General features: G+C 63.8%; 25 protein-coding genes. 5 read left to right on the top strand and 20 right to left on the bottom strand.

Features of this window, described 5'->3' with window-relative positions; translation table 11 throughout:
* Positions 1-87: 87 nt before the first annotated feature.
* The 16 genes from H9654_RS17965 to H9654_RS00985 form a co-directional block, all read right to left on the bottom strand.
* Positions 88-567: a DUF4189 domain-containing protein gene (locus tag H9654_RS17965; protein WP_406833447.1), complete on the bottom strand. Its 480-nt coding sequence runs from the start codon at positions 565-567 to the stop codon at positions 88-90.
* 81 nt (positions 568-648) lie between these two features.
* Positions 649-1,209 carry a DUF4189 domain-containing protein gene (locus H9654_RS01055; RefSeq protein WP_191768324.1) on the bottom strand — a complete coding sequence of 187 codons (561 nt, stop codon included), beginning with the start codon at positions 1,207-1,209 and terminating at the stop codon, positions 649-651.
* Between the two features lie 57 nt (positions 1,210-1,266).
* A complete protein-coding gene (locus tag H9654_RS17960; RefSeq protein ID WP_225211822.1) occupies positions 1,267-1,770 on the bottom strand; it encodes a DUF4189 domain-containing protein in 504 nt (167 codons plus the stop codon).
* 137 nt (positions 1,771-1,907) lie between these two features.
* Complete coding sequence (locus H9654_RS17955) at positions 1,908-2,222, bottom strand: DUF4189 domain-containing protein (protein ID WP_225211821.1); 315 nt, start codon at positions 2,220-2,222, stop codon at positions 1,908-1,910.
* A gap of 254 nt (positions 2,223-2,476) precedes the next feature.
* The gene (locus H9654_RS01040; protein WP_406833440.1) at positions 2,477-3,607 is read right to left on the bottom strand and encodes a TrbL/VirB6 family protein; all 1,131 of its coding nucleotides are present in this window, start codon (positions 3,605-3,607) and stop codon (positions 2,477-2,479) included.
* A gap of 64 nt (positions 3,608-3,671) precedes the next feature.
* The gene (locus H9654_RS01035; protein ID WP_191768321.1) at positions 3,672-4,463 is read right to left on the bottom strand and encodes a hypothetical protein; all 792 of its coding nucleotides are present in this window, start codon (positions 4,461-4,463) and stop codon (positions 3,672-3,674) included.
* 33 nt (positions 4,464-4,496) lie between these two features.
* Complete coding sequence (locus H9654_RS01030; protein WP_191768318.1) at positions 4,497-6,944, bottom strand: VirB4 family type IV secretion/conjugal transfer ATPase; 2,448 nt, start codon at positions 6,942-6,944, stop codon at positions 4,497-4,499.
* 50 nt (positions 6,945-6,994) lie between these two features.
* Entirely contained in the window at positions 6,995-7,324 is a 330-nt protein-coding gene (locus H9654_RS01025) for a VirB3 family type IV secretion system protein (protein ID WP_080335038.1), read from the bottom strand.
* Positions 7,317-7,703, bottom strand: coding sequence for a TrbC/VirB2 family protein (locus tag H9654_RS01020; protein ID WP_042612597.1), 387 nt, complete (start codon positions 7,701-7,703; stop codon positions 7,317-7,319). Before H9654_RS01020 ends, H9654_RS01025 begins: the two co-directional genes overlap by 8 nt.
* Positions 7,704-7,769: 66 nt before the next feature.
* Entirely contained in the window at positions 7,770-8,747 is a 978-nt protein-coding gene (locus H9654_RS01015) for a lytic transglycosylase domain-containing protein (protein ID WP_191768316.1), read from the bottom strand.
* A gap of 49 nt (positions 8,748-8,796) precedes the next feature.
* Positions 8,797-9,840: a P-type DNA transfer ATPase VirB11 gene (virB11, locus tag H9654_RS01010; RefSeq protein ID WP_042612595.1), complete on the bottom strand. Its 1,044-nt coding sequence runs from the start codon at positions 9,838-9,840 to the stop codon at positions 8,797-8,799.
* A gap of 27 nt (positions 9,841-9,867) precedes the next feature.
* Positions 9,868-11,091, bottom strand: coding sequence for a TrbI/VirB10 family protein (locus H9654_RS01005; RefSeq protein WP_042612594.1), 1,224 nt, complete (start codon positions 11,089-11,091; stop codon positions 9,868-9,870).
* Positions 11,088-11,861 (bottom strand): TrbG/VirB9 family P-type conjugative transfer protein, encoded by a 774-nt coding sequence (locus H9654_RS01000; protein WP_042612593.1) that lies wholly within the window; start codon positions 11,859-11,861, stop codon positions 11,088-11,090. The genes H9654_RS01005 and H9654_RS01000 overlap by 4 nt, the downstream gene beginning before the upstream one ends.
* Positions 11,858-12,979: a VirB8 family type IV secretion system protein gene (locus H9654_RS00995; RefSeq protein ID WP_191768315.1), complete on the bottom strand. Its 1,122-nt coding sequence runs from the start codon at positions 12,977-12,979 to the stop codon at positions 11,858-11,860. Before H9654_RS00995 ends, H9654_RS01000 begins: the two co-directional genes overlap by 4 nt.
* Before the next feature lie 85 nt (positions 12,980-13,064).
* On the bottom strand, positions 13,065-13,544 hold the full coding sequence (locus tag H9654_RS00990) for a toxin co-regulated pilus biosynthesis Q family protein (protein ID WP_225211820.1): 480 nt from the start codon (positions 13,542-13,544) through the stop codon (positions 13,065-13,067).
* 407 nt (positions 13,545-13,951) lie between these two features.
* Entirely contained in the window at positions 13,952-15,613 is a 1,662-nt protein-coding gene (locus H9654_RS00985) for a type IV secretory system conjugative DNA transfer family protein (RefSeq protein WP_406833446.1), read from the bottom strand.
* 236 nt (positions 15,614-15,849) lie between these two features.
* On the opposite strand from H9654_RS00985, the gene H9654_RS00980 reads away from it, so the two are divergent.
* From H9654_RS00980 to H9654_RS00970, 3 genes are all read left to right on the top strand, one after another.
* Positions 15,850-16,326, top strand: coding sequence for a DUF4189 domain-containing protein (locus H9654_RS00980; protein WP_191768311.1), 477 nt, complete (start codon positions 15,850-15,852; stop codon positions 16,324-16,326).
* Positions 16,310-17,359: a DUF4189 domain-containing protein gene (locus H9654_RS00975; protein WP_191768309.1), complete on the top strand. Its 1,050-nt coding sequence runs from the start codon at positions 16,310-16,312 to the stop codon at positions 17,357-17,359. The genes H9654_RS00980 and H9654_RS00975 overlap by 17 nt, the downstream gene beginning before the upstream one ends.
* A 62-nt stretch (positions 17,360-17,421) precedes the next feature.
* Positions 17,422-18,087 (top strand): NAD(P)H-binding protein, encoded by a 666-nt coding sequence (locus tag H9654_RS00970; RefSeq protein WP_191768308.1) that lies wholly within the window; start codon positions 17,422-17,424, stop codon positions 18,085-18,087.
* An 8-nt stretch (positions 18,088-18,095) separates the two neighbouring features.
* Here the strand turns inward: H9654_RS00970 and H9654_RS00965 are convergent, their stop codons facing one another.
* From H9654_RS00965 to H9654_RS00955, 3 genes are all read right to left on the bottom strand, one after another.
* Positions 18,096-18,485, bottom strand: a complete 390-nt coding sequence (locus H9654_RS00965) for a DUF6180 family protein (protein ID WP_191768306.1) — start codon at positions 18,483-18,485, stop codon at positions 18,096-18,098.
* A gap of 38 nt (positions 18,486-18,523) precedes the next feature.
* Positions 18,524-19,726, bottom strand: coding sequence for an OmpA family protein (locus H9654_RS00960; protein WP_191768305.1), 1,203 nt, complete (start codon positions 19,724-19,726; stop codon positions 18,524-18,526).
* 190 nt (positions 19,727-19,916) lie between these two features.
* Positions 19,917-20,486 (bottom strand): nuclear transport factor 2 family protein, encoded by a 570-nt coding sequence (locus tag H9654_RS00955; RefSeq protein ID WP_191768303.1) that lies wholly within the window; start codon positions 20,484-20,486, stop codon positions 19,917-19,919.
* A 303-nt stretch (positions 20,487-20,789) separates the two neighbouring features.
* Here H9654_RS00955 and H9654_RS00950 point away from each other — a divergent pair, with 303 nt between their 5' ends.
* Entirely contained in the window at positions 20,790-21,044 is a 255-nt protein-coding gene (locus tag H9654_RS00950) for a DUF3253 domain-containing protein (protein ID WP_191768301.1), read from the top strand.
* A 46-nt stretch (positions 21,045-21,090) separates the two neighbouring features.
* On the opposite strand, the gene H9654_RS00945 is transcribed toward H9654_RS00950, so the two are convergent.
* Positions 21,091-21,474: a winged helix-turn-helix transcriptional regulator gene (locus H9654_RS00945; RefSeq protein WP_191768299.1), complete on the bottom strand. Its 384-nt coding sequence runs from the start codon at positions 21,472-21,474 to the stop codon at positions 21,091-21,093.
* Positions 21,475-21,561: 87 nt separating this feature from the next.
* On the opposite strand from H9654_RS00945, the gene H9654_RS00940 reads away from it, so the two are divergent.
* Complete coding sequence (locus H9654_RS00940) at positions 21,562-22,626, top strand: SDR family oxidoreductase (RefSeq protein ID WP_191768297.1); 1,065 nt, start codon at positions 21,562-21,564, stop codon at positions 22,624-22,626.
* Positions 22,627-22,657: the final 31 nt, after the last annotated feature.

Raw genomic sequence — 22,657 nt, 5'->3', positions numbered from 1 at the left:
ACGCACTGGCTTCGGCGTGGGATCGGCTCAAGACCAGGCCGGATGGACGCTCAGCGCGTCCACTGGGAAGAGGTTGAACGAACAGGTTCATCGCTCAGGGAAACTGCAGGCCTCATAAGTAGCTGTACACCCGGACCCTGCAGGATCGATGCACTTTTTCTGAGCATCCTGTCTTGCCAGCTCGGGAGTCAGCCCATGCCCTATTCCGCCCTTGGCTCCTGCAGGCCATGCACGCGGCACCAGAAGCGCGATGCATTGATTTCGATACTCCGCGATGAGCGCGCAGTCGCGGGCACCCTCCCGCTGACAGTCCTTCATCGCCACCGCCGCCGCAGCTTCGCTGCTTGTCTGTTCCGCAGCAACACCTGCTGCGGAAGTGGAGGGCGACATCGCGATGGCTCCGTAGCGCGTGTGCGACCAGACCGGCGGCGGGGGCGGGGCCTGCTGCTGGGCAGGCTGGGCATTTCCCCTGCCCGGAATGGGGGCGCACCCTCCTACGCCTTGACCGCCCACCGGATAGGAACCAGGAGGGCAGCGGCCTTCTGCGCCGGCCGCGAACGGAAGCATCACGGACACAGCCAATAGGACTACAAAAGCAATCTTTTCAATCATCTTTGTCTCCTTAGCCGCCGACAGAGGAGATGCAGTTCAATTCGGGACGACCTTGGGAGTCACACAGTTGTTGTAAAACATCCTGCACTTCTTCGCGCCGCCCTTGATGCAGTTCTGTGCAGCCTCGCGCTCCGCGTTGTTTGGATATTTGTCCATGCCGATTGCACTCAAGTTGAGGCCGGCGGGTGCAGTGGCGACTGCGACAGCTATGCAACTATTTGCGTAATGGGCCATCAGCTTGCAATCCGTGGCACCTTTTGCTGCGCACCGTTCCAGGGCTGCCTGCTCGGCCAGCTCCTTCGAATATTCGTTGACTGCGTCCCCCAGTGTGCCGCTGCTTGCCGAGAACGCCAGTGCGCCCCAACTGTCCTCAAGGTGCGAGTTTGCTGTCTCCGAATAAATGGGCCCTGAGTAGGAGTACCCGGATTGAGCAGGCGCTCTGGTGCCAGAAGGGATAGGCGCGCAACCTTGAACGCCCTTCCCTCCGATGGGGTAGTAGCCCCGAGGGCAGTTACCTTCGGCAAGCGCGCTGAACGCACAGAGCAGCAGCAGCAGGGAAAGCAGCAGAGTGCCGGTGAAGTGTGATCTTGCTGTCATTGCGCTTACTCCAACGGGCCAGTTCAAAGACTATCAGCACAGCTGATACAAGCGCCATCAAAGGGGTTCGAGCTCTGGCAGGCTGCAGGCACTGTACGCAACTTTGCAGCCGTTACCCTTCGGGTTGTCGCAGTAGCTCATGGCTTTCTTGAGTGCCAATTCAGGCGTCATACCTTCACCCAGCCCACCGAGCCCCGTGCCATCCCCACCATCGGGAGACACCCACGCGAAGCATTGGTTGCTGTATTCCGCCATGATCTTGCAATCGGGCGCGCCATTGCGGCGACAGTCCGCCATCGCGTCACTTATCGCTGCCGCCTTGGCTCTGCGTCCTGCCGCCGCCCCCGCGTCGGAGGTCGAATCGGAGGCCGCGACAGCCCCCCAGCGCGTTCCCCAACGTGATGTCGGTGCGGCTGGCTGGGGAACAGCGCGTTGCTGGCTCGCTGCAGCCCCTGGGATGGGGGCGCAGCCTCCTACGCCTTGGCCGCCCACAGGATATTGACCGGGCGGGCAGCGGCCCTCTGCGAATGCGGGAACAGCAGGAAGCCAGGAGCAGACCATAACCGCTGACAGCAAGAGGAACGCGCATGAAGCGTTGTGCATACGGTTGACCATGGGTGGCGGCGCACTCAACAGATACCAACCCGCATGCGCTGACTCGCGTGCCGGCGAGGATGGACTCGACGCCCGGCCGCTGCTTATCGCGTCCACTGGGGAAGACTGCACGCGCTGTAAGCGAGCACGCATGAACCACCAGGGGCGTGTTTGCACTTCGCTGTTGCATTGTCCACCGCAGCCTGCTCGGACAATCCAGCTGAAATGCCTGTTTCCGCCCCTGGCGCGTCTGCAGATGGAACGACCCACGCAGCGCACTGATTCCGGTAGGTAAGGAGTATCCGACAGTCTTTCAGGCCGTTCCGGGAACATTTTTCGATGGCGACACGCTTGGCATCACCTTCAGTCAACTGGTCGACCACGACGCCGGCATCAGGAGTTGAATCAGACAGCGCCATTGCGCCCCAGCGGTCCTCGTAACGACCCGGATCAATCGGCGGCGGCGCGGGCTGCGCCGTCTGGTTGCCGCCGTAGCCTGGAATCGGTGCGCACCCGCCAACGCCTTGGCCGCCGACGGGGTACTGGCCCGGAGGGCAGCGACCTTCAGCGTAGGCACCCGCGCTGCCCAGTGAGAAGAAGAATGCGATGAAAAGCATCCAAGCGCCCCGCGGTCTCCTGTACGTCATTGCCACACCTCCATCCCTATACCGTCTCAACCAATGGGCGCATTACCGCGGCTACCTGCTGGTGCCACGTTACCGGCGCCTGCTTCTCCTCCCATATTAGGCATCACTACCCGACTCTGAGCTGTCTCACCGGTGGCTGCCGTGCTTGCTGGCGCGGCCTGCTGCGGCGCATAAGAACCCGGCGGCTGACCCTGCGGACCCGGTGCAGTGGCACCCGGCGAACCGCCGATCTGCGAGTACGCCATGAACGCACCCAGCGTGCCCTGGAAGAACATCGCCGCCATGGGCGGTGCGGTCAGGATCAACGTGGTCAGGATCAACCCCATGCCGCCCTGCTGCAGCGCCATGCTGGTCATGCCCTCGGTGAAGTTGGAACCCATCAGCGCGCCGGCCGCGGCGGTGCCCCAGAACGCAAAGGCCACCTTGGACACCATGCTCATCGCGATCCCGGTCATGGCCGCCAGCACCGCCATGGAGAACATCGTGCCGATGCCATAGAACAGCCATCGCTGGAACAGCGATTTGGTCTGCTCGAACAGCAGGCACAATATGAACAACGGCGCGAAACCAATGAACAGCGCCATCGCAACTTCATACAGCAGCAGCATCGCGCCTGCGGTTACGGCGGGGCCGCCCGTACCCAGGCCGATGAACCACATGGCACGGGTCTTGGCATTGTCCAGGGTCACGTCACCGGCCACATCCAGCACATCCACCGCCGACAGCGCCACCTGCATGTACGCCAGGTTTTCATCGATCAGGTCCTTGGCCGTATCTTCCTTGCCAGTGACCACGTAGGTGATCTCGTCCTGCACGTAATGGGTCAGGAAGGAATGCACGTTCTGGCCGAAGATGGCCATCGTGGTGGCAGTGACGACGATCAGGGCGGCACGCGCCATGTCCGTCACCAGCGCCATCATCGAGTCCCGGCTGCGGCCGGTCACGATGCGGTAGCCCTGCAGCAGCAGCCAGATGGTCATCACCACCAGGGCGATGATGCCCACCCACTCCATCATGCGGCTGAGGAAACCCAGGCCGAACTCGGATATCTCCCTGCTGAGATAGTCGAAGATCAGTTTGAAGAACACGAAATCGCCGATCGACGAGGTCGCGATCGGTCCGTGCAGCGCTCCTTGTGCCCACATACTGTCCATCATCCCTAGACTCATTGCTTCACCTGCCCCTTTTCGGGGCCTCGCAGGGGTGCATTACGCACGGTTTTCAATCGAGTGCCGTCTTCAACGCTGCAGCTTTGATCACCGAGCCGATCGGATTGGTTTCACCCTTCAGCGCACGCTGCGCCAGCGCACGCTGCTGGCTCTGCAGTGCCACGATCTGCTGGTCGTAGATGCGCATCTGGTTTTCCCAAGTCTTGAAGTTCGCATCGATCTGCAGCTGCGATGCGGTTGCGTTCGCGGTGGTTTCCGCCAGCGCGCCTTCGTTGTCAAACAGCCGACGGATGTTGCGCAGCGTTCCCAGCGTCTGCTGCATGAGCGGCAGCGACTGCTGCACGACCTTGACGGTCTCGTTGTACTTGCGGTTTTCCAGCGCCTGGATGTACGAGCAGATCGTCCGCTGCTGCGCACCGATGTCGCCGCCAGGGCTGATTCCCGCCATCGCCATGATGCCGGTGATGCTGAACACCGAACCGCCACCGCAGCGCTCGGCAATGTTCCAGTCATCCGGAATGGTGGTAAGCGTCGGCGTCGCCGGCATGATCGGGTTGGCGATGATCTGCGACCAGTTCTGCAGCTTCTGCAGCCAGTTGTTCAAGGTCGCGGTGTAGTGCGAAGCGGTCTGGGTCCAGCGCCCGGCCGTTTCGATGTACTCCAGGCCGGTCGCGATATCGGCCTTCACGCTCTGGATCAGCGCAGGCGGATCGTTGACGATCCACTGGGCCTGCACCGGTGCAGGCGCCATCAGTGAAAACGACGCGCAAAGCGCCAGCGTGGCCGTCGCCAGTGGCATCAGGCGACGACGAAGGGTAGAACGTTGCGGGGCAACGGGATTCATGGTGGCCTCCGGAATGAGGTGGGTGGTCATGGGTCAGGCTGCCTTGTCACGGTCGTTGCTGGCCGGCTTGCCCGAACCCTTGCGGCGGCGGTAGAAATCCTCCAGCCACTGTTCGGGGGTCAGCATCGATTCCACAACATTTTCACGGGCAGCGGCGTCCTGCAGCACACGGTGCATGACGTCGATGTTGTCGGTGGAGGCAGAGATCACCGACAGGATGTCGTCCATGCCGCGCATGTTGAGCTGGCAGACATTGGAGGCATGCCCCTGCTTGACCAGGAAGCAGCGTGAGCGCTCGTCCAGCGCGGTGACGACCTTGAATTCGGCATCGGTCAACTTCAGGCCGTCGATGTAATCGGCGCGGCTCGCATTCGGATTGGGCAGCAGGATCAGCGTGGCGGTCTGTTCGATCAGCGCGGCGGAAATATCGCTCTTCAGCGCGTCTTCCGGGCTCTGCGTGGCGAAGATGCCCAGGCCGTTCTGCTTACGGATGGTCTTCTGCTTGTTCTTGGCGAACTCCTTCAGTCCACCCTCGCCATCGAGGATCTTCCAGAATTCATCCATCACATAGATCAGGCGACGCCCGTCGATGAGCGATTCAAGCCGGTGCAGCAGGTAGTTGATCACCGGCACGCGCACTTCCGGATTGTCGATCACGTCGGTGTAATCGAAACCGATGATGTTCGCCCGCTCCAGGTCGATCGTGTCCACCGGATTATCGAATACCCAACCCAGCGAGCTGCCGGCGGTCCAGCGGCGCATGCGCGCGTACAGCCCATCGTCACCGAGGTTCGGCAGGCTCTTCTGGAAGTTGGTCATGCTGCGCAGGTGCATGGGCGTATCAAGCATGCTTTCCACCGCGCGGAAGATGTCCTCTTCTTCGCGGGCGCTGTACTGGCCCTTGCCGGCCAGCACCTTGACCAGATCGGCCAGGAACTGCACGTTCGCTTCGGTGCGTTCGCACTGGAAGGGGTTGAAGCCGGTCGGCCGGCCGTTCTCCAGGGCCAGGTAATTGCCACCACAGGCACGCACGAAGATCTCCGCGCCGCGGTCCTTGTCGAAGAAGAAGATGGTCGGCGCCGGATCATACTTCTGCACCTGGCTGAGCAGGAAGTTGATCAGCGCGGTCTTGCCGGTACCGGACTTGCCGATGACCATCGTATTGGCGATGGCCTTCTCGCCCAGCGAGTTTTCCGCCGGATGGGTGGCGTGGAAATTGAAATAGTACGGCTGCCCGTTGGTGGTCTGCAGCGTGGTCAGGCAGTCCCCCCATGGGTTGTTGTGCTGCTTGCCGGTAGCGAAATTGTGCAACGGCGACAGCCCCAGGAAATTCAGCGAACTGACGTTGGCCAGTCGCGTGCGGTAGCGCCAGTTCGCCGGGATCTGCGAATAGAACGATGCCGTGATCGCGATGTCTTCCTTGGCCGACACGAAGCCGGCGTTGGACAACTCCGCACGCGTGGTCGCCACGTTGGCCGAGAGCTGGCCCTGGCTGTCTGCAAACACGGCGACGGTGAAATGATACTCGCCGAGTACGAAGTTGCCCGAAGACAGATGGTCCATCGCCTGGTCCAGCTCGATGATCTGGCTCACCGCCTTGTCGCCGGAGGAGATCATCATGCCCTTGGTACGGTCCAGGATCTTCAGCGCATCCTGGCGGCCCATCGGGCTGAAGGACTGGGTGACCACGTACTCGAAATCCAGGTACTTCAAGCCGTTCAGGATGCCGGGGTAGGTGCCCTCGGCGTATTCCTTGATGTTGAGGATCGCGCCGAAGTGATTCTTGCCGTTGGGCGTACTGATCACGAAATCGCCGGTCTTTGCCGAGAACATGTGGCGACTCACCGGCAGGTATTCCTTGACCGGCGCAGCCAGCACCGGCACCGGCTCATCGATGCGGTTGATCAGGTAGCCGAAGAACTCCAACGTCTCGGAAAACACCACGCCGTTGGCCGCTTCGTACATGCCAAGGCGGTACGGCGCATAGTCGCGCAGCACCGCTTCGACGTTGCCGGCCAGCTCCATCAGCTTCTCCACGGCCTGCTCCTGCTCAGCCTGCAGGCGTGGCACGTCGGCTGATTTCTCCACGAAACGCTTACCGGCCACCACCGGCCGATAGATCATGGTCAGGTACAGCTCGTTCTGCATAATCCGCTGGCTGGACAGCATGTCCAGGTAGGTATCGGACACGTCCTGGTTGAAGCGCTGGGCGAACTTGCTGCGCTCCTTCAACTGCCGGCGGCGGCGGACGTCGTGCGTCCAGAACGCCACGTTGACGAAATCCGGCGCGCGCAGCGTCTGCAGCAGTCGGTTGAAGGTGTTGTGCTTGTGCTCAAGCTCCCATTCTTCCCGACCCACGAACGGCAATCCCTCGAGGTGCCACGTCAACAGGTAGTCGCCACCGCTGGTCTTCACCACCGATGGGGCCACGTGCGAGGACAAGGGAATGAACTCGCTGATCGACGTATCCGGACTGAACATGCCTACTCTCCAGGAACTGCCATATGCCTGCTGCTACGCCGCTGAAACATTCAGCGGCGGTTTCCACCCGGTGCCTTCGCAGGCGCCGGCTTGTCGCGGTAGTGGTTCGGAGTGAACACCCACATACCTTCATGGTCGCGCACGTTCCGCGCGCGGAACTTGAACTGCAGCCGCAGCCCCATCAGCCGGAAGATCATCTCGTCCCGACGCGCCATCTGCCGCATGATCATCACGGCCACCGGGATGCTGAGCAGAACCCAGAAATCCCAGTAGATGGCGAGCAGGAACAGGCCGCCGCATACCATGAAGAAGGGTACGTAGGGCACGCCCAGGAACATCGGTGGGCGCGTGCAGCCGCGGAAGACAACGTTCTTATGCACTGTAGTACTGGGCAGCGGTGCTCAGCATGCCGACAGCCGAGCATTCGCCGTACTCGTCACCCAGCAACATGCGGGCGATCTGGCCAGCTGCACCGATCAGCACGCCACCGATCAGGATGGGCGACACGTCGCTGATGCGCTTGTGGGCGAAGGCGATCTGGTAACCGGCGAAGATCACCGCGATGGTCACCACCGCGATCGACACCAGGTTCAACAGGCCTTTGACGCTGTCGAAGAAGCCGCACACTTTCTTGTCGGTGCCGCCGAATTCCTGCGCGAAGGCCTGCGGGACGAACATCATGCCAACGAAGGCAACGGCCATCGCCAGGGTCTTCAGGGTGCGCTGGGCCTGGGCGAGATCATGGGTGTTCAGCTTCATGGGGACTTCCTTATTGATGGACGGAAAACAACATGTGCGGCCCCTGCCCGGCGGCCAGTGAACTGCTCAGAACACGAAAGCCGCGTCCCTGGCAGGTGCATCGGTGACAGGCGCGGCAGACGCGGGCATTGCCGCCGCGCCGGTTGCCGCGGGTTGGTTGCGTTCACTCCAGGGACGCAGCAGCACCGGAGCGCCGGGGCTGCCAGCGGGCGCTTGCTGCGGGCCCATGGGCGGTGCGGGGACGACCGGTTGACCCTGCGGGTAGCCTTCATCGGCATAGCCGGCCATCGGCGCTGCGGAAGGCACCGCACGGTCGACCAGGTTGGTCACCGCACGGGCCAGCCCACCATCAGCGGCGCGCAGCAGGCTGCCCCGCACCATGGCGCCGGTGTTGGGATACACCACGTAAGCGCGCGCGGGGTCTTCCGGGAGGGGCATCACTACGCCGCCGCCCTGGGCCAGCATCTGTGTCTGCAGGCCTTCGATGCGGGTGCGCAGGCGCGCCGCATCAGCGGATTCGGCCGGCGCGCGGGCTGCCGCAGTCGGTGCGCGCGGCGTACGATCCACCACCGGAATCGGCAACGCGCCGTTCGCGGAGGCGACCATCTGACCACGCTGCATCGAATTGAACACCTTCTGCACGTAGCCGTGCCGGTAGCCGGTTTCGAAGTTGCCCGAGTAGTAGCAACTGAACGCCTTGCCCCAGTCCCCCTTCGAACGCGAATGGCATTCAGCCAGGATGCGCGATCCCGCCTGCAGGTTCGGACATTGCTGGAAGGCTTTTTCGTAGCTTTCCAGCCCGTACTTCTGCAGGTTGTAACGATTGACCTGGGCCAGCCCCAGCGAGAAGTTGTAGCCGTTCTCTTCCAGCATCCGTGCCGTCGCCACCGCTTCGTCCAAGGCCTTCGGCTGGCGCGCAAGGCGACCCCCCACCACGCCGATGGCGTACGGGTTGCGCGAGGATTCCACGTTCACCACGTGGGCCATGACATCCATCGACACGGCCAGCTCGGGGCAGGCCAACGCTTCCAGTCCGGGCAGCATCAGCCCACCTCCTGGCGAGCATACGGGCAGTGGCCGCCATGACAGGCTTTCATACCGCGCCCCCTTGGCCCTGGGCACGCCCGGGATTGAAATCGATGCCGGTGATGTGCCGGTCGCCAGCGTGCGCCTTCACGTGCACAACAACGTCAATGGTCATCTGCAGCAGGCGCTTGATCACCGGAAATTCCAGCCCTGAGCCTTCGTTGGATGCCTTCACCATCAGCGCCAGCTGGTCCCAGGTCTGTTCCGGGCTGCCCGCATGGCAGCTGGTGATCGACCCGGGATGGCCGGAAGCGCAGTTACGGATGAAGTAGAACGCTTCATCGCCGCGCAGCTCGGCCAGGATGATCCGGTCCGGCTTCATGCGCAGGCAGGCTTCCATGCAGGTTTTGGCACTGACATTGCTGCCACTCTGGCCACCCTTGGAATACAGCAGGTGCACGACGTTGGGCTGCTCGATGAACAGCTCGCGCGCATCTTCGATGGTGACCAGGCGTTCCCCTTGGGGAATGTGGTGGACCAGCGATTTCATGAAGGTCGTCTTGCCGCTGCCGGTGGCACCGGACACCACGATGTTCTTGCGGTACTGCACCGCACGACGGAAGAAGCCGGCGAAATCGCGCGCGCGGCGCAGCTCCATCAACTCCTCATCCTGCGCACTCAGGCTGCCGTCGTGCTCGACGATGCGATCAAAGAAGCCATCGTCCTGGTATTGCTGCAGGGTACGCATCTGCCGCGAAGGAAGGCGGATGGTGATCGAGACCTTGCCCGCGTCACACGCGGGCGGAATCACGAACTGCGCACGCTGTCCGCTGGGGAAGGTCAGCGACACCATCGGATCGGCATCGGTGATGCGCTGCCCCGTGTTGCTTTCGTTCACCACTGCGGTGCAGAACTGGCGGGCCCGTTCGAAGGTCAACGTGGGCACCGCCACCTGCTGCCAGCCATCACGCGTTTCCAGGTAGATCTCACCAGGCCGGTTGACGCAGATTTCGGTGACTTCGGACGACCCCATGTAACCCGCAATACCCAGCACTTCGTACTGGTATTGCAGAAATTCGCTGGAAACCAGCGCGAGGGGTGAAGTCTCCATGTCCACGACGGGTCCTGTGCTCCTGGATCAGCGACGCGCCAGCACGGCGCTGAAGTCGACGTCCTTTGCGACGTAGACGTTGATGATGGTGCCCTGGTTGACCGTCACGGTCGGCGCGCGGCGTTGGCTCGCGGCCTGCTGTGCGAGGCTTTCCATGGTGCGGGCGGTTGCACTTTCATACGGCGACTGCATCGCAAAGCCACTGCTGTTGACCGTGGTGGTCTCCGGGCCATTCTCCGCGGCTGCGTATTTGAAGGCATCAGCGAGCAGGCTGATCATCAGGGCGCTGGCGATGCGCTGGCCCCAGTGGGCGGTGTACTGCCCCGGGATGCCTGCCCCGCCCAGCCCATCCGTGCCCGGGCTGGACATGGCAACGTCAATGCCGTTCGGCGTCGTGATGCGATCCCAGATCACATCCACGCGTTCGCCGATCGGGCCGCCACCGTAGCTGCCGTAGATCTTGGAACCCTTCGGCAACAGCAGAGTACGGCCGTTGATCGAGTAGACCGGTTCGGTCACCAGGCAGGAGGTGAACCCTGCCACGTCGGTGATGATGCGCGTTTCAAGCACGCAGCGCAGGTAGGTGCCGCGAACCAGAAGTGCATCCGGGCTGCGGATGAAAGCGGCGTTGGACACATCGTCCACATCCGCACCGCGACGCGTTTCCTCCGGCGCCTGACGGCCGTTCATCTGCTGCAGCGCCAGCAACGTCGGATCGACCGGCGCCTGGCGTTCGGAAGGATCACCGCCGCCACCGCTACCGGTGGCCGCAATGCGGCGGTCGAGCAGCGAAGGCATGCGCGGCGCCTCGCCGATGGTGCGGCTGTTGCGCTCCATTGGCATCGGCATGTCGTCCGGCATCGGTGGCGGCGGCAGCATCGGAATTGGATCGGCCTGCATCGGCGGGGGTGTCTGCACCGTCGGCGCCACGCTGGGAAGGTCCGGCGTGCTCGGACGGGAAACTTCGGCGCCGCGCGCGGGGGCCTCCGCGTCGTCCCTGCCTTTGCGCAGCAGCAGGAAGCCCATCAGCAGCACCAGCGCGAGAATGCCGCCGATGAACATCAACGCCTTGCGATTCAATCGGCGTTCTTCCGCTGTACGCAGCTGCGGCGCGCTGGCATCCAGATCCGGCGCATCCTGCGGCTGCACACGGTTGTAATACGGGTTACCCGGCTCCTGCGCGGTGCCTTCCTGGCGGTAGGCATCGTCGTCCTGGCGGGGGTCATTCCCTGGAGGCGTGTTCTGGCTCATTTCTTGGTATTCCTCCGCAGGCCGACCACGTTGTCACCGTGTCGGATCACCAGGTACGGGTGGGTGCCATGCACCACCAGGGTATTGCCCTCCACCGTCGTGTTGATGACGAAGTCCTCGCCATTCTCAGTCTCGCGGCCGAACACGGCCGGGAAGATGCCTGTCTTGAACTCCGGCGAAGACGGGAGGCGCACATACGTGAAGCGGCCATCGTCGTAGGCATTGACCGGGATCAGCCAGCCCATCCGCTTGGCCTTGCGGGTCGAATAGGAGTAGTCGAAGTTGTAGCGACGATCCTTGGCGATGGTGGTGCTGAGCAGCGGCTTGCTCTCTTCCACCGACTCCTGGGCGACGGTGAACTCACTGTCACTGGGGTAGGTGAAAGCGATCTTGTACTGCACGCCGGCCTTGCGCGCCTGGTCCAGTTGGCGCCAATCAGTCGCCACCACCTTCAGTTCGAAGATGTACGAGTTGGTTTCCGTGCGCACCATCATGTTGGTGTCCACGTCCACGTTCTTCGGCTTCAAGTAGAAGACGTTGCCGCGACGCGTCAGCTCCCAGCCACTGCTGAAGCCGGTGCTGTAGTCGAGGATCTTTTCATGCGGGCTCAACTCGATCTGGGTGGTGAGGCCCAGACCGGTGCGGACCGTGTAGATCTGGTCCGGCACATAGGCGTAACGGTCCACAGCCTGGGCCGAGACGGTGGTGGCATACCCTGCCAGCATTCCCGCCAGCATCCAGGCACATGCCTTGTTTCTGCGACTACTCATCGGTTGCTTGCTCCATCAGCAGTTCCGGTGGAAAGGTTGCGCGCGGGGACCGGCGTGCCGCGGCCTGGCGCTTGTTGAGCGGGTGCACCGGGAACCGGAGCGGTCTGCACCGGGTAACCCTGCGCAGGTACGGCCTGCCCCGGCCCGGCAGCACCGGGAATGCCCTGAGCAGGAAGGCCTTGCTGGGCCGGAAGCATCTGGCCCGGGGGCGGCGGAGCCGGCGCCACCATGGGCTGGCCGGACACCGGATCAATCGTGCCCTGGCCCATCTGCTGGCTCGGGTCAAACATCGCCGGGTCGGCCTGCACGGCAGCCTGCTGTTGTGCCTGCAGCATGGCCTGCTGCTGCGCCTGCGCGTCGGTGGCGGCCTGGTCAGGCAGCGGAACCGCGGCGGCGTAGTCGCTGTCCACGCGGTATTCGGTAACCTGGAAGCCCAGCGGATTGAGCAGGCGATCCTGGTCGTTGAGCGCCAGCTTGGCGTCGTAGTTGAAGCGTAGGGTCACCAGGCGGTTGTCCATGAAAGTGGACGCACCACTGTTCTTGTCCACCAGGGTGCGCTGTACGCGCACCGATGCCCCACGGAAGCCGCCGTTGTCCAGCTCGCCGATCGGGGTGATGCTGAGGATCTTCACCCGGATCGCCTTGGTGTTGCCGTACAGCACCACCGGGCTCTGCGGATTGGTGCGCGCATAGCGTGCCCGCAGCTGCGCGGCGATGTTGTCGGCGGACATGGTGAACACCAGGTTCCAGTCACGCAGCTGCATCAGCGCCAGGTCATAGGATTCGTGTGCCAGCACGTACTGCGCCACGTTGCTGCGGTTCACCGCCTCGACGTGGGTCACTGAACTGCTGCCGAAATCACCCTGCAGGCGCGCCACCGATGCGGTGCCGGTGTAGGCGTCGGCCATCACCAGGAACGGCACCTTCTCCTTCAGCGGCAGCACGTAGTAGTACCCGCCAGCCAAGGCCAGGGACATCACCAGCGACGCACCGGCCACCCACCAGGCACGACGCTCGCTCTTGCGCGCCATGTCGGCCACAGTGATCTCGTAGCTCACCGCTTTGGCAACGGCCTGCTCCACCTTGGGACTATTGCCTGGGTCTTTCTTACGGAACATGGGGTTTTCCGGACTACATGATCGTCAATGAGCGCCATGCCCCTGCGACCAGCGCAGGAGCATCACGACGGGAAAACGGCAGCAGTCAGCTACCGCTTGGCGCGGGTTCGGCGGGTGCGGATGCGGGGTTGGCGTTGGGCGCGCTGGCTGGCGTGGTGGCCGCCGTCGGCACCGCGGCGCTGCTGCCGGCGACGATCTTGTTGCCCACGATGCTCACGTAGACGCCTTGCGCCGCATAAGCGGTGGTGACATCGGCCACGGCCTGCTGCGCACTGGTCGTGGAGATGCGGGAAACGCCGCCGTGCAGCGTGTAATCCGACCCCAGCCGGTAGTCCAGCGACATCCCCGAATCGGCCGCCCAGCGCTCGAGCATGGCCTTCAAGGTGCCATCCATCGGCGATGCCTGGAAGGCATAGCTGGTGTACAGGGGAATTTCCGTGGGGGCAGCGTCAAAGCGATTGACCGGCTTCCACCGCCCGCCGAAATCCGGCGCAGGCTTGGTGGCACAACCCGAAATCGCAACCGCCGCCACGGCGATGAAAATCTTCAGCAACGCTTGCCGCATACGAACATCCTTTGACGTACGAATAAGCAGCTTCGATATGGGTGGTTCGGCAGTCCAGCGTTGCATCTGCACGCTGGAACCGGTTACGCGCCGGCCTGTGCCGTCATGTGCAACCGTCTCCCCTGCGGCCCAAGCCGCCTGCCCAACGGGCGTTGCACCGCCTCGTGGGCATGATGCATCGCCTGACACCTTGTTCGAAGCCATCCCTGTTCCAGTGATGTTCTGCATCACCTGATCGACTCCATCGGCTCGATGAACTGAACCGATGGCGAAGAGTGGCATAGAACGAGGTCAAGGATGCGTCAAGAACGCATGAAAGTTCAACGCATGCACGACAATTTGTTGACACCCGTCACCACTTCACGGGAGTGAATGCATTTATTTTCCGCGCTTTCGTCCCAGCTGATTCATATCTGCAAGCTGGGCACGTCAACCTTTGCTAGCAGGCGCGAAGTGAAGTGACGATCCTTGTAGTAGCGGATCTTGTCGCACATCACCGGGTGCGGAATGCCCTCGTAGAGGAACACTTCCTTGTCTGTGCCCATGGCCTTCAGCTCCTGCGGCAGCATCAGCGCCCGCCGCTCTTCACTGAAGCTGTGGCTCTTCTCGCGGCCCTTGGTGATGTTCTTCTTGCGCAGCGTGGTGTAACCCAGCATGTCCGAATAATCGTTGGCGTCCTGCTGCTCGCGCGGGGCAAACAGGATCTGCAGGGCGTGGTTGGTGATGATGGTGCGCGACACATCACGGCCATAGGTGGCATCCAGCTGGGCCATGCTCTGGATGATCGGCAGCAGCCGCACGTTGTAACCGGCCATGTAGGACACCGCCGAGGCAATGATGTCCACCTTGCCGATCGAGGTGAATTCGTCCATCAGCAGCAGCACCTGGTGCTTCAGCTCCGGATTGGACTTGGGCAGTTCCTTGGTATTGAGGTTGATGATCTGGCTGAAGAACAGGTTGATGATCATCCGGCTCTCGGCCAGCTTGTTGGGCTGGATGCCGATGTAGATGGTCATCTTCTTCTTGCGCAGGTCGGTCAGCAGGAAGTCGTTGCTGCTGGTGGCCGCGTCCAGCACCGGGTTGATCCAGGCGTTCAGCGGCTCCTTGAAGGTGCCCATGATCGAGGCGAAGGTCTCATCGGCCTGCGACAGCAGGTTGGCGAAGGCCGACTTGGCGTTGCCGCTCAGGAACGGACGGCTGGCCAGGGTCTGCAGGTACTTGCGCAGGTCCGTACCGTCACCGGAGGAAATGCGGTAGATCGCGCCCAGGGTCGGCACGCCCTGCCCTCCCGGGAAGCCGCTGCGGCGTTCGTCATCATGGTTGTCGAACAGGTACAGCGTGAAGGCCATGAACGCATTGCGCGCCTGGCTGACCCAGAACTTCTGGTCGTCCGAACCATCTGGATACAGCATCGCGGCGATGCTCATCAGGTCGGAAACGCGGAAGGCCGGGTCATCGGAGACATAGCTGAGCGGATTCCAGCGATGGCTACGCCGGTCTTCGGCGAAGGGATTGAAAAGGAAGACTTCCTGCCCCTGCTTGGCGCGCCAGCCGCTGGTGAGCTCGTAGTTTTCCTGCTTGATGTCCAGCACCACCACGGACTCTTCGTATTCCAGCAGGTTCGGAATCACCACGCCCACGCCCTTGCCCGAACGGGTCGGCGCGGCCAGGATCACGAACTGCTGGCCGGACAGGCGCACCAGCTTGCCCTTGTAACTGCCCACCACGATGCTGTCGCCGGTCTTCTTGAACAGCCCGTGTGAAGACAGGTCCGAGCCGGTCGCGAAGCGCGCATCGCCGTGCAGGCCCTTCTTCTTGCGCCGCAGCAGCAGGAAACCGGCCACCACCACGAACAGGAACAGCGGGATGCCGAAGCCCACGTAGCCAGCGGCCTTGATCTTGCCCACGAAGGGCGCGACCTGCGGCTGGTCCAGCGCACTGACGTACGGATAATAGGTGTTCCAGCTGAAATGGCTGGTATCCAGGCCGAGGAACAGCAGGGTCAGGTAGCCCGAAAGCAGGTAGCCAATGACGAGCGTCGCGACGATGGCGACCGAATAACGAACCAATTTCTGCGTGGACAAACCCGATCCTCCGTGAGCGCATGATGGGCCGGACTCTACACAACTGGTCGTGACACGGGTAGCTGCACCCGCCCTGGACACCCCCGGTGGGTGACGACCGGCTCCAGTGGGTGACGACCGTTGGTCGTCACGCTCTTCTTCCCAAGCCCCACCACATCACACCATCCGGACCACTATCCGGGTATGCTCCGCGCGCCAAAAACAAAACCTGGAGCAAAGGAATGCAACGATCCTCTTCGTGGACGCGCTGTGCGCTGCTGGCCACCCTCACCCTTGCTGGCCCTGTCTTCGCCGTGCCTCCGGCGAACGCGCCGTCGCGTACCGCGCCGGCACCGGGTGAGATCAGCAAGGCCATGCCCGAAGGCATGGATCTCTACACCAGCCTGGCGGTCAGTGACAGCAAGCAGGTCGTAGGCACCGGCAACGGCATGGGTGCTGCGGAAGCCAAGGTGCGTGCACGCAAGGACTGCCAGGACAGCGGTGCCACCGACTGCGTGGAACTGATCACTTTCCCGGTCCGCAACCACTGCATGGCACTGGCCGTGGACAAGGGTGCCAAGCCCGGCGTCCGCGCCATCTTCGCCAGCACCGCACAGGCCGGTTCGCCGGAAGCGAAAGCACTCGGCAAGTCGGCATTGGACAAGTGCGTCGCATCCGGCGCCGGGCAGTGTGGGGTGAGCGTTGAACACTGCCTCTGAGCGGATGATCCGCGCGGTGCTGGTCGCCGCTGCGTTGCTGGCCAGCGCCGGTTCGGCACACGCACAGAATGGTGCGCAGGCCCGACAGCAGGCCCACGCCGCGCAGATGAACTTCCTGGGCTGGCAGCAGAGCCAGCAGGCCGCAACCTACATCAGCGCCGAAGAAGCCGCCGCGCAGCAGGCGGCATCCGCCGCCGCAGCCGCTGCTGCGCGTCGCGTGCGCGACGACGCCAAGCGTGACTGGTGGGGCGCCCTGGTGGTCAACACCGGCGACGGCAGCTGGAACGTCATCCTCAACGAGCACGATCCCCGCATCGCCACCCGTAACGCCATGGGCAAATGCGATGGCACCTGCTGGCCTGTCGCCACCTTCGCCAACACCTGCGTGGCGCCGGCTTACAGCCAGCAAGGTGGCATGTACTTCAACACCGGCGAAAACAAGAAAAAGGCGGCCGAATCGGCGCTGGCAAGCTGCCGGGCTGCCGGCGGTGAGCAGTGCCGCAGCGCGGAAGAACAGACCTTCTGCACCGGCTGGAAGTACGCCTATTCGGCGCTGGACCGCATCAGCTACCGGATGGAACTGATCGCGATCAACCGCGTGGCCAAGCCCAAGCTGGAGTTCTTCCCGGGCGGCGCCGAATTCGTGGCCAAGCCGCCGGAAGCCCGCGGCTCCGCCACGCGCATGGCTGCCGGCGAAGGCCAGGATCCAAAAATGAACATCGCCCAGCCCTGGAGTGCCATCGCGGTGGAGCGTGGCGGTGACGCCTTCGCGCTGCACCTGGGCGTCAACGAGAAGGACGCCAAGGACACCGCCATCAGCAAATGCGGCAAGCGCGGCTGCGAAACGGCCGTGGCATGGACCATGGGCGAATGTGCCGCCATCGTGCGCAGCAAGGCGGCCGGAGGCGGCTGGTCCACGTACAGCGCCAAGGCCAGCAGCAAGGCAGCGGCCGAAGAAGACGCGGTCACCCAATGCATCGAGAGCGGCGCAAGCGTCTGCCCGGTAATGCTCAACGAATGCATGACCCGCTGATCGTCACCCCCTGTTCCTTCTGCTGCTTGTAGCGTTCCAGCAATCGTCCAGGGGTTTCTTCCATGCACATCCTCCTCACCGGCGCGACCGGGCTGCTCGGCCAAGGTGTCCTCAACGCCTGCCTCGCCGCGCCTGATGTCGCCCGCATCACCGTGCTGGCGCGCCGGCCGCTGGACCGCACCGACACGAAGGTCGGTGTCGTGTTGCTCGAAGACTTCAGCCAGGCCGCCAGCGTGCAGTCACAGCTGGCCGGCATCGACGCGGCCTTCTACTGCGCCGGCGCCCCGCCCATCGGCACCGCCGAAAAGGAATACCGCCGTGTCACCTTCGAGCTGACCTTGGCCGTGGCGCGGGCCTATGCCGCGGCCAATCCGCAGGGCCGCTTCTTCTATATTTCCGGCGCCAATACGGATCCCGAAAGCCGGCTGATGCCGCTGCGCATCAAGGGTGAAACCGAGGATGCGCTGCAGCGGCTGCCGATCACCACCGTGATGCTGCGCCCCGGCGGCATCCTGCCCGAAGAAGGCACGCACAGCCCGCACGGGGTGATGCGCATGTTCCATGCGCTGGCCAGCCCGCTGCAGGGGATGATCGTCAAGAACGTGCCGGGGGCGGCCACCACCAACGGTGCCATCGGCCGGGCGATGATCGCCCTCGCCCGCTCCCCCAGCCCGCCTGCGATCGTCGAAAACCGCGAAATCAACCAGCTCGGCCAGCCTGCCGCGTAACGCGGGACTCAACCGCCGCGCGCGGCCTTGCGCACTTCCGCACCGACGCGCGCCTTGACCCGGTCCACGTCGGGATTGTTCGGGCCGGAATAGTCGAACGCCTGGATCACGAACACCGTCTGGTCGCCTGCGCTGATGCAGTACGAGATCAGCGAGCGCCCATCCTCGCGCGGGGCGGACACGTGCAGCACCAGTGTCTTCTGGTCCTGGTCCACGCGCGTGGTGTAGCCCACCGCCGTGGCCCCACGCGTCACCGCCGCGCGGCACGCCTGCATGCTCAGCTTGGCCGCGGGAAAGCGGTCCACATCGTAGCCGAGGCTGAAATCACTCGCCTTGGCCGGCGATGCCATTCCCAATGCGGCCACCGTGCCCAGCGCTGCGAACATCACTGCTTTCATTCCGTTCTCCTGTCACTGTTGAACGTTCGTGGCGTGACTCACGAACGCACGAAAATTTCCACGCGGCGATTCAACTGCCGGCCGCCGGGGTTGTCCTTGCCGTCCAGTTCGTTGGGTGCCACCGGCTGCGTTTCGCCATACCCCTTCGACGCCGCCTGCTGGCCCGCGCCCCGCTGGCGCAATGCCGCCACCACCGATGCCGCGCGGCGTTCGGACAGGCTCTGGTTGTAGTCGTCCGCGCCCTTGGAATCGGTATGCCCGCGCACTTCCATGCCGGTCGTTTTCACTTCGGCCAGCGCGCCGGCCAAGGTGTCCAGCAGGTCAGCGGCGTCGGGACGGATGTCGGACTTGTCGAAGTCGAACAGCACCCGGTCATTCAAGGTGATCACATAACCGCAGGGCGCACCGGGCGGAGCGAATTTCTTCAGCGGCGGGAACTTTCCTGCCGGTGCAAGGCGCGCCAGCGGCGGCATCTTGACCGGTCGCGCGGGCGGGCCGATCGTCCCGGTGCCATCGCCATTGTTGGTGATCAGGCCTTCTTCGCCATTCCAGGTACCCGAGCCGTCCGCATTGACGCGGACCAGGCCCATCGGCCCATTCCACGTGCCGCTGCCATCGCCATTATTGGTGATCAGGCCACTGTCACCGTTCCAGGTGCCCGCGCCTTTTCCGTCCAGTCGGATCAGGCCGGCCACGCCGTTGTAGGTACCGGATCCATCGGCTTCCACGCTGATGATGGCATCGTCGCCACCTCCCCCGGGGTTGCCGTTGATGGTGCCGCTGCCATCTGCATTGACCCGCACCAGTCCGCCCTCGAAATTGGCGGTGCCGCTGCCATCAGGGTTGATCACGAAGATGCCTTCGTCGCCATTGCGGGTCAGCTTGCCCTGCGCATCCACGCTGGTGATGCCGGCATCGTTGATCAGGCTGCCATCCGTGCTGCAGCGCGCCGGTGAAACGGTAATGCCTTCCACCGGATTGAGAATGGACTGCAGTGAGTTTTCCAGTGCACGCTGCGCCGGGGTGACGCCGATGATCTCCGGCACCACGATCGTCGGGATGACCGGGAATTCGGGGACGTCACTGCCCTGTTCTGCGTCCACTTCCTCATTGGAAGCCGCAGTGGCGCCGCCGGTTACAGGCTCCGGAACTGCCGCATCGGGCCCCTTGGAACATCCTCCAAGCGCAATCAACAGTACGGAAACAGCAGACAGCGGCAACACACGCGTGGATGAGCTCATGTACTGGATCGTTCCGTGATGGCAGTGAGGCCAGCATCCTATCCGGCGCCCATTTGCACGGCGTGAACGGCCACAAATCGAACACATCGCCCCGTTTTGGTAGCGCCGAGCCATGCTCGGCGAGCGCACCGCGCGCCCTGGGTCAGACATCGTGCTGCCGGAACGAAATGCCGCCGAGCACGGCTCGGCGCTACCGCGCGGTGTTCTCCGCCACCACCTTGTCATACGCCGCCAGGTCCAGGAATGCCTCGGCCTCCACCACGACGCTGTCTTCCATCCGGAAAATCCACACATACTGGTTCGTGTACGGGCGCCCCCCGGTGGTTGTGGATTCGGCTTCAAACCGGCTGATCACCGTATCGCCCACCGCCCAGATGGCATGCACCTTCGGCACCAACGGCCGCGCCAGCCGGCGGGTCAGCGGTGCCGCCGCGCCCTCCACGAACGCATCAACGCCCTGGTAAGTACCCGCCACCGAGCCGGAGCCATGCACGGTCCAGACGACATCGGGGGACAGCAGCGCAAACACGGTGCCGTTTCCCGCAGACCAGTCAATGAAGGCCTTCCGGACCAACGCCTCGTTGTGTGCGGCGGTGGCATGCACGGGCTCGGGCGTTGACGCGTGGGCGGAACTCAGCGCTGCAATGACCAAGGTGAGTACCAGCGCCAGGCGATTATTCGGAGTCGATCGGTTCACCTGATTCTCCTTCCCGTTTCGTGGGAACGACAATGCGCTCACCCGCCCGGCGGCGGTATCCATCGGCCGCTGGACACGACGGTTAGCCGCTCTGGACAATCCCCTGCGCCCCACCGCCACAAGACCTCCGCATGCCCATCACGCGCGCCGACGCATCGTGCAGCGATGGATATCGCCGCCGCCATCATCGGTCTGCGTCAGGCATCTCGGCCGTCCGCTCTGGTAGCGCCGAGCCACGCTCGGCGAGCGCACCGCGCGGCCTGGATCCGGCATCGTGCTACCGGAACGGAATGCCTCCGAGCACGGCTCGGCGCTACCCAGCCCACCTCCGCGCGCCCGTCACGCGCGCCCACGCATCGTGCAGCGATGGATATCGCCGCCGCCATCATCGACCTGCTGGGCCAGCGCGCGGCGTCGGCCTCCATCTGCCCGTCCGAGGTGGCACGGGCATTGCGCCCGGATCCGGGTGACTGGCGCCCGCTCATGCAGCCCGTGCGGGAAGCCGCCGCTGCCCTGGCGCGGGAAGATCGGATCATCATCACCCGCAAGGATGAGCGCTTGGACCCGGACGCTTTGGGCCCGGGCCCTGTCCGGCTGCGGCGCGGGCCTGGATTCCGCTAAGGCCCCCCTTCTGTGGCGCTGGAGCGACGCAAGGCCTTAAGGCCGATCAACCGCGCCGCCGCGACGTCGGCCTTGCTTTCAGCGCATCCAGCGCATCGGCATGGCGCCGCGCCCAGTCGTAGATCAGCTCGATCGGCTCCACCAGCTGCCGGCCCAGCGCGGTCAGGCTGTACTCCACCGATGGCGGCACGGTGGGATGCTCGGTCCGCAGCACGATGCCCGCCACCTCCATCTCGCGCAGGGTCTGGATCAGCATCTTCTTGGAAATGGCAGGCAGGCTGCGGTGCAGCGCATTGCTGCGCGCCACCCCGTCATGGCGCACCGCCAGGGTATGCAGCACCATCGACGTCCACTTGGTGCTGAACAATTCCAGCACCCGCCGGGGCGCACAATCTTCACGCCATTCCTGTTCCGGAGTGCCTGCTTTCATCGCGTGGTTACCATTTGGTGCCTTCTTTCGGGCCTGACCCCATTATCCTAAGGTGTCTGCCTGTTATTTGATGCAAAAGGCAAGCCCATGACCCAGAAAGCGTTGGTAGTCGGTGCAACCGGCATTACCGGCAGTGCCCTGATCCAGCAGCTGCTCCAGGAAGGCTGGGAGGTGCACGGCCTGGCGCGCAACCCGGCGGCGCTGCCGTCGCGCGTCCACGGTGTCTCGGCCGATCTGCGCGATGCGCAGGCCACCCGGGCCGCACTGGCAGACCTGCGCCCCACCCATGTATTCATCACTACGTGGTCGCGGCAGGCCAGCGAGGCCGAGAACATCCGCGTGAATGCGGCCATGGTGCGGCACCTGCTGGATGCCCTGCAGCCGGCCGGTTCGGTGCAGCACGTCGCACTGGTGACCGGGCTGAAGCATTACCTCGGGCCATTTGAAGCCTACGCGCAGGGCGCGCTGCCACAGACTCCGTTCCGCGAGGAACAGCCCCGCCTGCCGATCGAGAACTTCTACTACGCACAGGAAGACGAGGTCTTTGCCGCGGCCGCGCGTGATGGCTTCAGCTGGAGCGTGCATCGTCCGCATACGGTGATCGGTGCGGCGGTGGGCAACGCCATGAACATGGGCACCACGCTGGCGGTGTATGCCTCGCTGTGCAAGCGCAGTGGTCGCCCATTCTATTTCCCCGGCTCGCTGGCGCAGTGGAACGGATTGACTGACATGACCGACGCGCGCCAGTTGGCACGCCAGCTGGTGTGGGCCACCCAGACCCCGGTTGCCGCCAACCAGGCGTTCAATATCGTCAACGGTGATGTCTTCCGCTGGAGCTGGATGTGGGGCCGCATCGCGGACTGGTTCGGCATCGAAGCGGCGCCTTTCACCGGTGAGCTGCGCCCGCTGGAACGGCAGATGGCGGACGACGCGGCACTGTGGGTGCAGCTGGCCATCGAACAGGGCCTGACCGAGCCCGACATCCACCGGCTGGTGTCGCCGTGGCACACCGACGCCGACCTGGGCCGTCCGGTCGAAGTGATGACCGATATGTCCAAGAGCCGCCGGCTGGGTTTCCTGGACTACCAGCCGAGCGACGACGCCTTCTTCGACCTGTTCGCTACGCTGCGGGCGCAGCGGCTGATTCCGTAAGCGCCAGCCAGCGCAACCAAGCGCCCCGGAA

Origin of the sequence: Stenotrophomonas lacuserhaii (assembly GCF_014836545.1) — a bacterium.
In the GTDB taxonomy this organism is placed as follows: Bacteria; Pseudomonadota; Gammaproteobacteria; order Xanthomonadales; family Xanthomonadaceae; genus Stenotrophomonas; species Stenotrophomonas lacuserhaii.
Note: the sequence above shows the minus strand (reverse complement) of the source record. Positions and strands in the feature narration are given on the sequence as shown.